The organism is Candidatus Rubrimentiphilum sp., from assembly GCA_035710515.1.
Taxonomy (GTDB): domain Bacteria; phylum Vulcanimicrobiota; class Vulcanimicrobiia; order Vulcanimicrobiales; family Vulcanimicrobiaceae; genus Rubrimentiphilum.
The window spans coordinates 1,176,293-1,191,728 of the sequence record DASTDE010000001.1; the positions used below are offsets into that span (position 1 = coordinate 1,176,293).

At 61.6% G+C, this 15,436-nt stretch carries 10 protein-coding genes; 3 read left to right on the forward strand and 7 right to left on the reverse strand.

The genetic code is table 11. The features are described from left to right. The first annotated feature begins 256 nt into the window (after positions 1-256). On the forward strand, positions 257-1,435 hold the full coding sequence (locus VFO29_06065; GenBank protein HET9393062.1) for an amidohydrolase: 1,179 nt from the start codon (positions 257-259) through the stop codon (positions 1,433-1,435). Next, complete coding sequence (locus tag VFO29_06070; GenBank protein ID HET9393063.1) at positions 1,435-1,953, forward strand: DNA-3-methyladenine glycosylase I; 519 nt, start codon at positions 1,435-1,437, stop codon at positions 1,951-1,953. Before VFO29_06065 ends, VFO29_06070 begins: the two co-directional genes overlap by 1 nt. Before the next feature lie 4 nt (positions 1,954-1,957). Here VFO29_06070 and VFO29_06075 read toward each other — a convergent pair whose 3' ends face one another. The 6 genes from VFO29_06075 to VFO29_06100 form a co-directional block, all read right to left on the reverse strand. Then, entirely contained in the window at positions 1,958-2,128 is a 171-nt protein-coding gene (locus tag VFO29_06075) for a hypothetical protein (protein HET9393064.1), read from the reverse strand. A gap of 651 nt (positions 2,129-2,779) precedes the next feature. Further along, a complete protein-coding gene (locus VFO29_06080; protein HET9393065.1) occupies positions 2,780-6,289 on the reverse strand; it encodes a TonB-dependent receptor in 3,510 nt (1,169 codons plus the stop codon). Continuing rightward, on the reverse strand, positions 6,289-7,809 hold the full coding sequence (locus VFO29_06085; protein ID HET9393066.1) for a HAMP domain-containing sensor histidine kinase: 1,521 nt from the start codon (positions 7,807-7,809) through the stop codon (positions 6,289-6,291). The genes VFO29_06080 and VFO29_06085 overlap by 1 nt, the downstream gene beginning before the upstream one ends. A 4-nt stretch (positions 7,810-7,813) precedes the next feature. Beyond that, entirely contained in the window at positions 7,814-8,497 is a 684-nt protein-coding gene (locus VFO29_06090; GenBank protein ID HET9393067.1) for a response regulator transcription factor, read from the reverse strand. Between the two features lie 42 nt (positions 8,498-8,539). Then, positions 8,540-8,989, reverse strand: a complete 450-nt coding sequence (locus VFO29_06095) for a hypothetical protein (protein ID HET9393068.1) — start codon at positions 8,987-8,989, stop codon at positions 8,540-8,542. A 59-nt stretch (positions 8,990-9,048) separates the two neighbouring features. After that, a complete protein-coding gene (locus VFO29_06100) occupies positions 9,049-11,508 on the reverse strand; it encodes a LuxR C-terminal-related transcriptional regulator (protein ID HET9393069.1) in 2,460 nt (819 codons plus the stop codon). A 381-nt stretch (positions 11,509-11,889) separates the two neighbouring features. Between VFO29_06100 and VFO29_06105 the strand changes: the two genes are divergently transcribed. Continuing rightward, complete coding sequence (locus VFO29_06105; GenBank protein HET9393070.1) at positions 11,890-12,255, forward strand: hypothetical protein; 366 nt, start codon at positions 11,890-11,892, stop codon at positions 12,253-12,255. On the opposite strand, the gene VFO29_06110 is transcribed toward VFO29_06105, so the two are convergent. Continuing rightward, positions 12,252-15,428 carry a hypothetical protein gene (locus VFO29_06110; GenBank protein HET9393071.1) on the reverse strand — a complete coding sequence of 1,059 codons (3,177 nt, stop codon included), beginning with the start codon at positions 15,426-15,428 and terminating at the stop codon, positions 12,252-12,254. The genes VFO29_06105 and VFO29_06110 overlap by 4 nt on opposite strands. Positions 15,429-15,436: the final 8 nt, after the last annotated feature.

Below are 15,436 nucleotides of genomic sequence, written 5' to 3' on the forward strand. Positions count from 1 at the left end.
AATCCGGACAACGGTTGGGCTTATTTTGAAAACCTTTGGTGGCGTAGAACTGCTGTTCACCGGCCGTAAACGCAAATTCACGTCCACAGTCAACACAATTCAAACTTTCATCGGCGTACACTAAACGAGACTCCTTACCTACTAGGCGGACTTCGAAACCGGGATTAATTCCCGGGCAAATCCTACCATGGGGTCCAGAGAAAGGGAAGTCCCCCGCCGTGGGGTCCGCGCCACCTCGAAGGCGAAACCGTCTTCCATGACCGCCACCATCGAGGTCCCCGCCAAGCTCGCCGCCGAGGTCGTGGCCACGCGCCGCGACCTGCATATGCACCCCGAACTGGGCTTTCAAGAGGAGCGCACAGCCGGAATCGTCGCCGAACGCCTGCGCGCGCTGGGCTTCGACGTGCATACGGGCATCGCCGGAACGGGCGTGGTCGGCGTCATGCGCGGCACCAAACCGGGCCGCACGATCATGCTGCGCGCCGATATGGACGCGCTGCCGATCCTGGAAGAAAACACACAATCTTATCGTTCGAAAAACGACGGCGTGATGCACGCGTGCGGGCACGACGGCCACGTCGCCATCCTGCTCGGCGCCGCCGAGCTCATTGCCGCGGGGCGCAGCGAGCTGCCCGGCACGGTGTGCTTGGTCTTTCAACCCGCCGAGGAAGGTCACGGCGGCGCCCAAGCGATGGTCAAGGAAGGCCTCATCGAACGGTTTTCCATCGAGCGCGCGTACGGATTGCATCTGAGCTCGAAGCACGCGACCGGCACACTCGGTTTTCGCAGCGGCCCGTTTTATGCGTCCAGCGACTCGATCGAGATCGAAGTCTTGGGTCGCGGCGGGCATGGCGCTGCGCCGCACGACACGATCGATCCGATTCTCACCGCCGCCGGCTTCGTGACCTCACTTCAGCAAATCGTCAGCCGCAATATCGATCCGCTCGAACCTGCGGTCGTTACCATCGGCTCGATTCACGGCGGAACGATTCACAACGTGATCCCGCGCACCGTGCGCATGCTCGGAACCGTGCGCGCGTTTTCCGAAGACGTGCGCGACGCCATGCCCGGGCGCATCGAGCGCATTCTCAAAGCCAGCTGCGATGCGGCCGGCGCCTCGTACGAGTACGAGTACCTGCGGCGCTATCCGGTGACCGTGAACGATCCCGATCAAACCAAGTATGCGGAGGCGCTTGCAAAGCGTGTCTTCGGCGACGAGCGCGTCATTGTGGCAGAGAAACTCATGGGTGCCGAAGATTTTTCGTTCTTTGCGCAACGCGTGCCGGCCAGCTTCTATATGTTGGGAGCGAGCGGCGGAAAGCAGTCCTCCAACCCGCACCACTCCAGCACCTTCGACATCGACGACGCCGCATTACCGACGGGCGTGGCGATGATGACCGCGCTGGCCTTTGACGCTCCCACGAACGCACCATAGTGCCGCACTCGACCATCCCCGATCAGATCGAGGCGCCGAAGTTAAACGATTACCTCGAGGTCATGACCCGCGCGGTCTTTCAAGCCGGGTTGAGCTGGGCGTCGATCGCGCAGCGTTGGGAGGCATTTCGCGCGGCCTTTGACGGCTTCGATGCGCATCGCGTCGCCGCATATACTGAGGGCGACGTCGATCGGCTGCTGCACGCCGACGGCATTCTGCATAGCGCGCGCAAGATTCGCGCCACGATTCACAACGCGCAAGCGCTGCTGGAAGTGGAAAAAGCGCACGGAACGATCGAGGCCTACCTGCGCTCGTTTCCGAGCTACGCCGCGCTCAGCGCCGATATCAAGCGCCGCTTCAAATTCATGGGCGAAATGAACGTCTGGTACTTCTTATTTCGCGTCCGCGAGCCCGTGCCGAAATTCGAAAAATGGGTCACGACGATCCCCGGCGATCATCCGCGCATGAAAGAGATGGTCGAGCGCGCCCGCACCGCGGGCACGTCAACCGAACGCTAACGCGTTAATCGTAGCGCAGCAGGAGCTGAATCGCGTCGTACTGCGCGGGCGTGATGCCCGGCATCGTGGATGGATCCCAGCCCTCCAGCACTGCCAGCCATTCGTGTCGAGCGGTGACGTAGTCGTGTTCCATCGCCGCTATAACGCCCAGTGCTAAATGCGGGACCTGGAACATGCTGTCGCACTCGAGGGCGTAACCAAGAAATGTTTTCGCTCCTGGTATATTGCCTTTCGCGGCCTCGTTGAGTCCCCGTTGCAGGTTGTAAGCGGATCCGTCGTCGCCAAACGTGACTGTATTAAACGGCGGTGGCGACATCGCATATTTTACCAATGCATCGTTGAAACGCCCCCTCAACACCGCTGCTGTCGCCGAATCTGAGCTCCCAGACGAGGGATGCGCGAGGATAGTTCGCCATTGTAATTTCGCTTCAGGGATCCGATGCGCGCGATAAAGCACATCGCTGAGTGGGAGCCTAAAGATAGCGTCTGCTGCGTACGTTCGTTCCTTCGTTTCGCCGAGCGCGCGTCGGTACGCGGCTATTGCCTGACTGTACTGCCGGTGCTGCCGAGCGTACTGCGCCACGTAATGATCGTACGAGTCGGGGTGATCGGCAAAGTCGCGCTTGATACGTGGATCCGTGGGCGGTACGGGCGTCGGAAGTACCCTCTGGATATCAGAGACGATGCAGCCGTGCGGAGTCCCGTGGTAGCCAGGCGCGAGGTGCGAAGTATCAGGTGGCACCGGCTTTGGGAGCGCGACAATTACAGCTAAAATTAGCGACGCGTTCGGCGTCATTCTCCGCTTATTATACCGCGGAACGAGACGCTAGTGCGGAGTTGCCGCCGGGGCCGGTGATGCGCTGGCTGCGGGTGACGGTGCCGGACTCGGGGACGCTTGCCCTTGCCGCCCTCCGTCTAACGTCTGGAAGATAAAGCCGCCGCCGAAACCGCCGCCGCCATCGCGGCCGCCAGGACGACGCGTGGCGTTGGGGTTGGGCGTTCCGCCGTTACCGTTTTGGCGGAACTGGAAGCCGCCGGTGACGATGTACAACCCGAGGTCCGGCGTGTAGCTCAGCGAGGGCGGCGGTCCGCCATCCCAGCCGAGCTTTGTCAGATCGTCGCGTACGCCCGAACTTACATGACCGCAGCCGACCAACGCGGCCGCCGACGTTAAGTCTTCCGGCTGCAATGAGTACCACGTGCCGTTCTTGGCCGTGTGCGCGGTGATGGTCCAATCCGGCGTCGCGGTGCCCTTGGTAAAGTGCGCCTGCAATTCACTCAGCGCGCTTTGCGCTGCGCTGCGCAGATCCGCCGTGCACGTCGGGCTCTTCGGATTGTACGCGAACGGAGTCTTCGGCGCGGCCGTCGGCAGTTTGTACGTGCGAATCGTTTCCTGTCCCGCCGCCGGAGGTCTCGGCGAAACGTACAGACCGACAGCCGGCATGAAGGTCAGCGTCGGCCGCGCGAACATGCTGCCAGCGCCCGGATCGACATAGAGATTGCGTTGTTGCGCAGCTTCCTGATTCGCAATATGGAAGGTCAGGCAGCCGAAGACCGGGCGCATAAGCGCCGTCTTGGTCGTTGAAACCGTAACCGCATACGTCGATCCCAGGCCGTGATATTGCACGGTAACACCGGGGAGTGCGGGTGCTGCCGGTCCGCTCACCGGATAACCTGCGGACGTTTTTGACGCTTCGATTTGCGCGGTGTACGTTTTGAGCGCGTCCAGCACCGGCTGAATAACTTTCGCCGAATCCGGATTGCACGCTCCCAATGTGTTCAGCGCAAACGGATTGCTCGGCGGACTCGTCGGCAACTGCAGCATCTGGCGGAATGCCGCTGCCTGCTGCGAATTGCCGCCTACGATCCGCAGGCCGCCTCCGCCGCCTTCTCCCTCGCCGCCGATCTGCTGGGCGAGGCTCGGCGTGTTACTGGTGGTTTGCGGAACGTTCTGTCCGAAGCGCACGGCATAGCTGACCGAGTATTGCCGCGGCGTATTGGGCCGCGCAACCGTCGGAATAATGTTGCCGTTGGCGGTCACGTACGGCACGGCGCCTTGCGACGTCGCGAAGATGCCGCCGTACGTGTTAAAGATGTTGCTCGCTGCGAAGGTCACGGCGCCGCGTGACGTCAGCCAATTCAGGCCTGCGTCCACCGTCGTATAGGCCGGCAAGTTCTGCGAGTTGTTGCTCCCGGTGTAATTCGCGTTGACCAGGTACTCAAAGACCGAGCGCGGCGGCTTGTAATCGAGCAGGAGCCCGGCCCGGTGCAGCGGTACGTTCGGCAGTTGCGCGCCGGAGATCGTGATCGCATATGGATTGGTGAAGCGCGGATCGTTGCTGTTGGCCGTCGCGACTTGCGTGTCGTAGAACGGCTGCACGACCAGACTTCCGAACGTGAAGTAGCCGTTGAGGTGGAAGCCTTCGTAGACGCGCTGCACGCCGGCGATCGGCGTCGAGAAATACGTGTTCTGCGGACCGAACGGAGTGCCGACCGGCACGCCGCACGAGTTCACGTACGTATTTTGCGCAATCGTGAAATAATTCGGCGGGAAAATTCCGCTGTTCGTCAGCGCGGTCCCGTTGACGTCGACCGGGAACAGCACGCCGTTTTGCACCTGGCGGTACACTTGCGCGCTGATTTGGCCGCCGTTCATTTTGTGCGTGTAGCTCAGGCGCGCCGATGTGGACGAGCTGGACGAACTCTGGTCGCCGGGTGCGCCGCCGTAGGCGACCGCGCCGTTGCAGTCGATGCGCAGCTGCGCCGGATCCGTCAAGATGCCTTGCCGCCCGAAGCGCGCGCCTTGGCCGCCGATGTTGTAGTTAAAAGCGTACGTATCGCTGGTCGTCGGCTGCCAGGTGGTGCTGAGACCCAAGAGCAGCGAGGACGGCGCGTTGCTCGAGTGGCTGATGCCGATTGAATCGTTGAAACGCAGCTTCGTATTCGAACGGATCGAATCGTTGATCGAAAACTGCCAATAGCTCGTGGGCGGCGCCGAAAAGATGAATTGCGCGGCCTGCGGGACCAGCGGCGTGAAGGTGCTTCTGCTGCTGTACGCGTTGCCGCTGAACGAGATGGTGTGGCGCTCTTTGGCCGGCAGCGTCGCGCTCAGCGAGAATCCGTTCGAAAAGTTGGTGGACGTCGTTCCGGTCGGTGAAGCAACGCCGTTCACGAAGCGGTTCAGCAGGTCGTTGATCGAGGTCGAGCGGTTGCCGAAGAATGACGCCGAGACTTGCGTATCGCCGATCAGCGCCGCGTCCGTCAGCGAATACAGGTCGAACGTCGTGTTGTTGGTGTTATCGGGGCCGTAGCCGCACGGCACGGGTCCCGTGAACTGCGTGCAGACCATGTTGGCGAAATTGGACGAGTGCAGCCAGAGGGCGCTGAGCGTCTGCGCGTCGGTGAGTTGATAACGTAGGTTCGCCAGGTTGCCAATCGAGTTGCGGTCGCCGTTGTGACTGTAGAATAGGCCGCTCGCGTCCAGATACGACATGCCGTCGAGCAGGCTCGGCGTCGCGCGGAACGTATGCGTGACCGCGATGCCCAGTTTGCCGAGCGAACCGCTCTCCGAGGCGGAATAGTTGTTCTTGCCGTTGCTGCCGGCCGAAAGCGAAAACGCGCTTTGCCAGGAGAGCGAAGGCTGCAACGTGCTGAAGCCGACGCCGCCGCCGCCGAAACCGCCGGCTTGCGGACCGAACGACACGTTCGCGCCGGTGAAAAGATCCGAGTTGATGCCGCGCACGTTGCCGGCCATGCCGGGCGAGTTCAGCGGAATACCGTTGACCGAAAGCGCGGTCTGGCTGGCGTCTTGACCCTCCAGCGAGACGGTCTGCGTCGCGTCGCTGTCGTTGCTGGACGTGTTAACGTTCACGCCCGAAAGTTTGCCGAGCGCATCCGCCAAGTCGTTGGAGAGTTTACGCTGTCCGCTGCTGCTGGTGATCGACGTCGAAGAAATCGTGGCCGTGGACTTGGAGGTTACCGACGCGATCGTCTTGAGCGGCGCCGCGGCTTGTGCTAAGTCCACCGCGACAGTTACCGAGCGGCCGTTGGTGACTTCAAAATTTGCCGATGTGACTGCTTGGAAGCCGCGCGCAAAGACGCGCGCCCGGTAGATGCCGTCCGGAACGGCGATGAAGTGGACCTTGCCGTCAGCGCCCGTGAATTCGCTCGTGACCACCGGCCCGTCCAGCAGCACGCGCGCCAGAATAATCGGCGCCTTCGAATTGGCGTCCTGAACGTTAATCCAAATCTCGCCCGTGTCGGACTGCGCCAGCGCAACCGGGGTCATGCCGGCGACAAACGCCAGCGATACAAGAAAGGCCACAATGCGTCGCATCACGATTCTTTTACCATACCTGGCTTGGGAAACACCTGAGGAAGACGGATGGTTACCGTGGTGCCGTGCCCGGGCGCGCTATCAATAGTAATGGTGCCCCCGGCGCGATCGACGGCCCGCTTGGCAATCGCCAGCCCCAAGCCCGTGCCCGGCATCGAGCCGCGCGCGTCGCCGCGGTAGAACCGCTCGAAGGCGTGCAGCCGCTCGCCCTCGGTCATGCCCGGTCCCTCGTCGCGTACGGTGATCAACACGTGATCTTCTTCTCCGACGGCGCGCAGATGGATCGGCGCGTCGGGCGCATACTTCAGCGCGTTTTCGATGATGTTCCAGAGCGCTTCGCCCAGCTCGGCGCGGTCGGCGAAGATTTCGTCCACGCCCTCCACGCTATAGTCGATCTGGCGCGACTCGTCCAGGCGGCGCGTCGCCTCGCACTGATCGCGCAGCAACTCGCGCACGTTAATCGGCATCGGCTGCGGGGGCGCTTCGGCGTCCATGCGCGCCAGGCGCATCAGGCGGTCGATTAGGCCGCGCATGTGCTCCTTCTCGAGCACCATCGTGCCGAGAATTTGCCGGGCCACCTTCGGCTCTTCGATCGCGCCGCGGCGCAGCACGTCGATGTAGCCCGCGATAACCGTCAGCGGCGTGCGCAGCTCGTGACCCGCGTCGGCAACGAATTGGCGCATGCGCGCTTCGGTGTTCTTGCGTTCGTCCATGGCCGAGGCGACGTTGGCGGCCGCGTCGTTGTAGGCTTCGGTGAGCTGCGCGATCTCATCGCCGCCGGCTGTTGCAAAACGGCGTTGCGTATAGTCACCGCCCGCCAGCGCTTGCAGCGAGCCCGTAACTTCCGTGAGCGGCGCCAGCGCCTGGCGCGAAAAAACGCGCCCGATGAACCACGAGAGGAGGATCGCCACGATGCCGATCGAGACGATGATCAGCCAGTACGGCTCCAGGTTCGCAAAGATAACCCACGGCGAAGGCATGAAGGCGATGTAGCCGCCATCCACGCCGATAAGAAACCGCGGTTCGGAGATGCCCAAACGGCGATCGCCCGAATCGGGACCGCGCGCGATGAAGGTGGTCATGGTGGTAGTGCGATTGTGACCATGCCTACCGGTCGGGATCGGAAGCGGAAAGGGTCCGAAGATGGTGTTTCCGCGCGTTGATCCGGGCGGCTGGATGAGCTCGATGCGGCCTTGCACGACCTTGGCCAGCAGCGGCGGCCGCAGCGTTTTATCGCCGGCCAAATACTTGCCCTTCGTATTAAACACCGTGACTTGCAAACCGATGCCGCTCAACTCGCGCGCGATGTCCGCCGCCGCTTTGTCCAACGAAACGCCTTGCAGTTTGTACTGTTCGGCCAGCGTGCGCGCTTCGTCGTGCTTGGCGATGATGATATCGCGGCTAAAGCGGTTCAGCTCGTAGACCAGCGCAATTGAGGAAGCGACAATCACCAGCACAACGGTGATGCCGAGCAACAGCGTGTAGAGCGCGGCCAGCCGCGACGACAGCGAACGGTTCATGCAGCTATTGACTCAACCCGTAGCCGACGCCGCGGACGGTTCTGAAGAACGAGCCGTCGTCGGGGCGATCGATTTTCGCGCGCAGATACGAGATGTACGTTTCGACGATGTTCGGGCCGCCTTCGAAGTCGTGTCCCCACACCAGTTCCAACAAGTGATCTTTGCTAAAGACGCGGCGCGGCTCGCGCATGAAGACGGAGAGCAGATCGAACTCGCGTTGCGTTAAGTCCAGGCTCTCGCGTCCGCGCCAGGCTTCACGCGTGGCCGGATTGATCGCGACCTCATGCCAGCGAACGACTTGTTCCTCAATCAGCTGCGGCCGGCGCAACTTGGCTTGCAAGCGCGCGATGAGTTCTTCAAAGATGAACGGCTTGACCAAGTAGTCGTCGGCGCCGGCGCCCAGGCTCGCCACTTTGTCAGCGGTCTCGCCTTTGGCGGTGAGCATCAGGATCGGGCACTGCGTGATCTCGCGCAACTTGGGCAAGAGCGCGAGGCCATCGATCTTCGGCATCATGACGTCGAGCACGATCGCCTCGGGATCCCATTCGCGCACGAGTTGCAGCGCCGCCGAACCGTCGGAGGCGGTCTTGACGATGAAGCCTTCGCGCGAGAGGCCGAGTTCGAGCATCTCGCGGACGAAGCGGTCGTCGTCGACCACCGCCACGCGGGAGGGTTGCATATCGGGCATGATATGACTGATCGTGGGCGCTCACCCTTAGAGGGGGCTGAACTAGGCGGCCCGGACCGCCTTCCAACGGGTGTGCTTCTGCCCCGCGACCAGGGCGGCCGACTCAATCGCTTCCAGCGGATGGGCGATCAACTCGATCCCCAGATCCGCCAGCTTCTTGTAAGTAGCGCCATCCGGCAGCCAGTGGGCGAACAGGTGGAATTCGGTCGCCTGAGCCGCCTGGGCCACGAGCGACAGCACGTCACCCAGCGAGCACGTATCACGTTCGATGAGCTTCTTGGTCACCGAGGATCGAAACCGCCCGGCATTCCAGCCCGGCACCAGCACTAGCAGCCGGCGCAGAGATTTTGGCGAGTTGCCCTCGAAATCGATGGCCGCTGCACCGACCGTTTTGGCCAGAGCCGAATCGACCCGAGCGTGAAGCATGGCTGGAGTAACCTTCGCGGCCTCCCCGGTCTCCAGCACGGCCCCCGCGCCAATCATGTATTCCATGGCGCCAGTATCCGGCGCTGGAGTGCCACCTGGGTGGCACTGATGGACCCAAATACGCGTTACGCGTCAGATTCGGACAAAAAGCCGCGGCGACGAAGCAGGGCGAGAGCCTGTTGTCGACCGCTGCAACCGAGCTTCGCGGTCGCTCTTTGAACAAGAGTCCTTACGGTATAGAAACTGCGACCCGTAGCGGCGGCAACTTCTTTTGTGCTTTGCCCCAGATCAAGCGCCCGCATCACGGCAAGTTCAGAGGCCGTTAGCGCGCAACCCGCCGGGGAGCGCTCTAGTATCCGAGCGGCGGTCAGTTTTATGCACCAACGAACGCTTTTTGCCAGCCCGCTCAAGCCGTGCTCTTCAAGCTCTCTTAACCCGAGAGCGGCCACTTGTTCCCACGCGCTGACATCATCTACTTGAGCAATAGACTGGACGGTTTTTCCAAGTATACCTGTCGCTATATGGCACGGTCTCGCCAAGACCCTAGTCAAGGCTCGGCGGCCGGAGCTTTTGCGCTCAGATAGGACGTGCACTAAGGCAAACAGCACGTCGGCAATCTCGGCCTGACTCTTCGCATACGCATGGGCTGGTCGCACGGCCTTCAGCCTCCTTGCTCCTTCCGTCGAAATTGACCGCGCCTTTGAGGGGCTGCCGGCCGCAAGGCTGTACATTGCGTGCACTGCTCGATCGGCCGCTTGATCGAAATCATAGTAGCTGTAACCACCGCTGCCAAACAAATCCATTAGACGATCGGCGTTCTCCATGTCGCCGCCCCAGGCGAAAAGCGTTGCGCGCAGCAAATGGAGGACTCGATCGCGGCCGGAGGTAGGATGCCTGATCTCAGCAAGTCTATCAATGAGCTCCCGCAACTCTGCCTCGCCGCCAGCTTGCGTTTCTGCGCAAGCCAGCATAAACAAAGCAGTCTCAAGGCTGAATCGATCTCCGCTTTGCATCGCGCAATCCAGGGCCTTTCGACCATAGTGAATGTACTCGGTTAGGTCGTTCTCCAAGAACAGGCACGCTGTTGCAAGTACTGCAAATGCGCGTCCAGCCACGACAATCAATCCCGCGCTTTCTGCCAACTCAGCTGCTGTGAGCGCAGAGTTGCGAACGCGTGAAATTGGAAGCCCTATGTTCATCCCCGCCACGGCGATCCTTAGAGCAATCTTTGCAGTGATAGCGTCGTCTTCTAGATTCCGGCTCAGCAGTTCGGCCTCGTTGATAGCTACCGCCGCCTCATCCGGATGTCCCCGAAGGGCATAATCGGCCGAAAGAAGCCCCAGTATTTCAGCCCTAACTGACGTGCATTGTGTATGCATAAACGGCTCCAGGATCTCTGCAAGGGGACGGCCCTGGTTTAATACGCTTATCGCCAGACGGATAGAGAAAGTAGCCGCTGATAGCGGTTCCGGCGCGTTATGCACTGCTTTTTCAAAAAGGACCTGCGCTCGATCAAAGCGTCCAGCATCTGCCTCGCGCTGTGCCCGCAAACCGAGAACGGTCGCATCTGACCTCCGCACATTTTCGGGTAGCCTGCGAATAGCGGCCTCCACAGTGTCGCTATGAGAGTGATCAACCAGGTCGAAACCTCGCGAGCGTAACAGACGGAGGACATCCTCGCCCGAATGCGCTGCCGCATATAATCGGAGCGCGGCGACGACGTTGCCGATGCGCTCGAGTGCTTTTGCGGCTTCTAGTTGCAACTCGCGCGCCCGCCGCGGATCGGTAACCTCCAGCTGCCGGCATAGAAAATCACGAAAGAGCTCGTGGAACGAGTAAAGCCCCGGACGCTCGAGAGCCAGAAATGTGGCTCGCTTTCGTACTGTTTCGAGAATGGGTTCACAATTCTCACAACCGGCAGCTTCTAAGACAGACGTGTCGATCGCAGGAAGGTAGGATGCGAGGTGCAGGATGGCGCGTTCGCTCACGGTCAGGTCATCGTAGACTTGCTCGGCTAAATACTGGAACAGCATCTCTCGAGTCGCAGTCGCGATACTCGCGGAATCGGGAATCAGTTGCGAAGAGCGTAGAGCGAAACCCAAGGCGACCGGCCAGCCGGCAGTCGCTCGCATGATGCTCTCAAGCCGTTTCTCTGAAACACCTGCACGTGAGGCAAGTTCGCAGACTTCGTCGTCGCGAAACGCTAAATCGGACTCATCGACGATGGAATCAACATCACCGTAAGCCAGCCAGGTCGCCACCGGTAGATCCAGCGACGATCGCGTCGCAATTATCCATCGTGCGCATGATTTGGTTTGGGAAATCATGTGTGCAACAAATCGAGAGACCTCTAAGTCGTCGCTACAGCGGTGGAAATCATCGATCGCAATAACGCCGTTAAATCCTTTGAGGTGCGTGGCCATCCACACGGCCATTTCTTTACCTGGTTCGGGGGAAGACGCGCTGCTCTGGTGCGCTGACGAAACGGTGCTGATGAGCTCCGGCAACCCTGATGAAAACGCTTCTGAAAGGCCGCGGGCGAAGCCGAGCAAGGTACAGTGGTCGACCTGGACGGTGAATTGCACACATACGCGCGATTGCGACTGCAGCCAGTGCGAAAGTGCTACTGACTTTCCGTAGCCAGCCGGAGCAATTATTAGTGTAATGGCTCGGGACGCAGCCGCATCGATGCGCTGCAAGACTCGCGGACGCATAGTCGGCGTGAAGAACGCCGGTCCGTTAGAAAGCGCAACGTCGGCTAGCCGCGTCACTCAGCGACCTACGACGAAAACCGAGGAGCCCCTCCGCGACGACGACCACACCCAGAGGAAGCTCCTACTAGAATGATATGCCTTCGCTCCCCAAGGCTCCATACAGCATTTGCAGTACGACGTGCCGCACCGTGCCATACAGTTGTCACTGTTGGTTCGTATTCTCGGCGCACATCGCACAGAAAGGACATATATATGAACAACGATTCCACCCTTAGAGCTATCGATGCCCTTGCACGCCGAATGATCGGTCGCATCTGGAACAATCTTCCAGAAGAACGACGGAGTAAGTCGCAGCTACAAGAAGAGGTGCTTCAATTTGCGTCGCGTGCCGCCGCAAACTTCAGTCCGGGACAAAATCCCTACGATGCGCTTCGAGCGACCTATCCAAACGTGGGCAGGCCGTGGAAAAAGACAGACGATGAAGAATTGCGTCGCCTTTTCGCCGCAGGTAATAGCGTCGAGGATATAATGCTGCTCTTCGGCCGCACACAGAAAGGAGTACGCCTGCGCCTCGTCAGGCTCGGCCTGATCACGGACGAACCCCGAGTCGCCGCCTAGTCTTCATTGGCGCCGCGCCGCCCACCCACGGCCTCATCGTAAGGTTTTGGCTGTTGGGTGAGCGTCGTGAGTGGCGACATTTTGGCGGCGCGCAGCGCTGCGTCAACCTGCTGTAGCTCGCCCTTCTCGAATGCGGCGACGGCGCGTAGCCGATCGTTGGTTAACGCATGGAGCGTGGCATTTTCCTGGAGTTGAACGGCCGTCGGTGGTCCGGAACTCCCGCCGAAGGTCCCCATTTGGGTTTGCAAGCGCTCGCGCAGCACATCGGTCAGGAAGTCATCGTCCTGGTCGTTGACGGGGTTTTGCGTAATCGATAGCAAGAGCAGCTTCGCCTGCGAGGCAACCGCTGCTACTCGCAAGGCTAAAGCCCCGTTGTTTGCCGCGTTCAGCGCTTTCGTGCGCAGCGGCGCTTCATTTAATATAGTCGACAGGGTGTTCAGCGCTGTGTTGACTCGCCCAAAGTCGCTGAAAACCTCATGCGCGGCGACATAGTTCGCGCGCATTTGCGCGAGAGTATAGTGCGTGCGCGGATCCTGTTGCACCAGGATCGGCTGCCGTAGCGTCACGTCGCCGTGCACCACGAGCGTGTACTTTCCGGGCATCACGCCAACGCTGTCACCACTGAAGGCCGCTCCCTGATTCCAAGTCGGCGCGAATTTCCACGTTGGCGGTGCGTTCTCGGTCGTGTCCCAGGTGAAGCGATTAAAGCCGGCCTGATTCGTTAATTCCTTCGCAGTGAAATGCCGGACCGAGTGTCCTGTGGCGTCGATTATGTCCGCGGTCGGGGCATTCGCCGCCGGGCGTTTCAAATAATAGGTGATGAGGGCGCCAAATGGCGGCCCGGCACCATCATTGCGCGTTCCAAAATAATTATGCGTGTTCCACTGCACCGCCGGGCGGATTGCAAACAGGTACGCACCGCTACGCGTCGCCTGCGCGGTGGTGAGCTGCTGCAACGGCGCCAGGTCGTCGAGAATCCAGACGCTTCTTCCATGTGTGGCCAGTAGCAGATCGTTCGCATCGGGCTGGACGGCAATGTCGCGCACCGAGGTGGCCGGCAGATTGAAATTGGTGTTGCGCCAGTGCGCGCCGCCGTCAAAGGTCGCCCACAAGCTGTTCTCGAGCCCCGCGTAGATCAGCTTGGGATTGCGAGGATCGGAACGTACGCTGCGCACTTCTTGTCCGGCCGGCAGATTGGCCGCGATGTCGCGCCAGTGCGCGCCGTAGTCGGCCGTCATATAGACGTGCGGCGTGCGGTCGCCGATCATGTGCAGATCGTAGGCCGCGTACAGCAGGCCGGCGGATCGCGTCGAAGCCGAGAGGCTGGCGAAGCGCCCATAGGGGCGGATGCCCGGCGGCGTGACGTTGCGCCAGGTCTTGCCGCCGTCGCGGGTCAGCTGCACGTAGCCGTCGTCGGTGCCGATCCACACCTCGCCGCGGCGCACGCGCGAAGGCTCTATATAAAGGATAGTCTCCGACGTTTCCGCCCCGGTGCCGTCCAGCGTGATGCCCCCGGTCACCGTCTCGTGCGAGCGGGTGTTGCGGGTCAAGTCGCCGCTGAGCACCCGCCAGTGCGCGCCCGCATCGCGCGTGGCGAAGAGCACGTTGCCGCCCGCATAGAGCACGTGCGGGTCGAAGGGATCGAACGCGATCGGCGTCTCCCAGTTAAAGCGGTACTTCAGGTTGCGCGGGTCGACCACGTTCTGGTCGTGCAGATAGGGCGAGACGGTGCGGTCCTCGTTGGTGCGGGTGTTGATCACATCGAGCACGCCGGCGAAGTTGCCGCCGCCGCTGGTCATCCACACGATGCGCGGATCCTTCGGGTCGGGCACCACCCAGGTGCCGTCGCCGCCGCCCATGTTCTGCCAGGCGCTCGAACTGATGCCGCCGCTCAAGCCGTTGTTGGGCGCGCACCACACGCCGTTGTCCTGCAGCGGCGCGCAGACGTGGTACGGATTCTGCCGGTCGAACCCGATGTGATAGAGCTGCGCGATCGACAGATTGTGCGGCATCGCCCAGGTCGCGCCGTTGTCGAATGAAAAGGACGGGCCGCCGTCGTTGCCTTCGATGATGCGCTTGGCGTCCTTGGAGATCCACATCGCGTGGTTGTCGCCGTGCACGCCGCGCGCGCCGATGCGCCAGGTCTTGCCGCCGTCGGTGCTCACGGTCAAGCGCACCGAGAGCGCCCAGAGGTGATCCTCATTGGTCGGGTCGACAAAGACGTGCGTGTAATAAAACGGCCGCTCGTTCACCAGCGTGTTCGAACTCATCAGCTTCCAGGTCGCGCCGCCGTCGTCGCTGCGCCAGAGTATGCCGGACTTCGATTCGATCAGCGCGTAGACGCGTTGCGGATCCGAGGGCGCCACCGCCACGCCGATGCGCCCGGTCGCGCCGCTCGGCAATCCATTGCCGGTGAGTTTCTCCCATGTTGTGCCGAAGTCGATCGACTTATAGAGTCCGCCTTGCGTGCCGCCGCTGTCCGAACTCCAGCCGGTGCGGCGGTACGGCCACATGCCGGCATACACCACGCCCGGCGCAGCGGCTGCGGTCGCCAGATCCGATACGCCCGTGCGCGCGTCAACATACAGCGTCTTCTGCCAGGTCTTGCCGGCGTCGGTGGTGCGATACATTCCGCGCGCGCTGTTGTCGGCGAACGGATCGCCGAGCACACCCACCAGCACGCTGTTCGAATCGCGCGGATCGATCAGGATGCTCGCGATTAACGCATCGGGGAGCGTCAGCACGTGCGCCCAGGTTTTGCCGCCGTCGGCGCTGCGATAGACGCCGTCGCCCGGCGCGACGTCATTGCGTGGCGCGCCTTCGCCCGTGCCCACCCAGACGATTTTCTTATCCTTGGGATCGATCGCGATCGCGCCGATCGAACTGACCGCTTCCGAATCGAAGACCGGCGTAAACGATTGCCCCGCGTTGGTGCTGCGCCACACGCCGCCGCCCGCCGCGCCGACGTAGTACAGCGACGGGTCCGCATCCGTGCCCGCGACCGCGCCCAGCCGTCCGCCCGAGACCGCGGGCCCGAGGCTGCGAAAACGCATTTGGTCGAAAAAGCCCGGCGTGGGCGAAGGTTTGGGAGTTTCTTTCTGTTCGGCCGCTCCGGCCAGAGCCGGAACGCTCGCGAAAAGACCTACTATAAAGGAAAGCAGCAGTCGGCGCATGGCGTGCC

Coding starts and splice junctions, on each gene's coding strand:
- VFO29_06065 (HET9393062.1), top strand. CDS start 257: ATGACCGCCACCATCGAGGTCCCCGCCAAGCTCGCCGCCGAGGTCGTG.
- VFO29_06075 (HET9393064.1), bottom strand. CDS start 2,128: ATGTTCCAGGTCCCGCATTTAGCACTGGGCGTTATAGCGGCGATGGAA.
- VFO29_06080 (HET9393065.1), bottom strand. CDS start 6,289: ATGCGACGCATTGTGGCCTTTCTTGTATCGCTGGCGTTTGTCGCCGGC.
- VFO29_06085 (HET9393066.1), bottom strand. CDS start 7,809: ATGAACCGTTCGCTGTCGTCGCGGCTGGCCGCGCTCTACACGCTGTTG.
- VFO29_06090 (HET9393067.1), bottom strand. CDS start 8,497: ATGCCCGATATGCAACCCTCCCGCGTGGCGGTGGTCGACGACGACCGC.
- VFO29_06095 (HET9393068.1), bottom strand. CDS start 8,989: ATGGAATACATGATTGGCGCGGGGGCCGTGCTGGAGACCGGGGAGGCC.
- VFO29_06105 (HET9393070.1), top strand. CDS start 11,890: ATGAACAACGATTCCACCCTTAGAGCTATCGATGCCCTTGCACGCCGA.
- VFO29_06110 (HET9393071.1), bottom strand. CDS start 15,428: ATGCGCCGACTGCTGCTTTCCTTTATAGTAGGTCTTTTCGCGAGCGTT.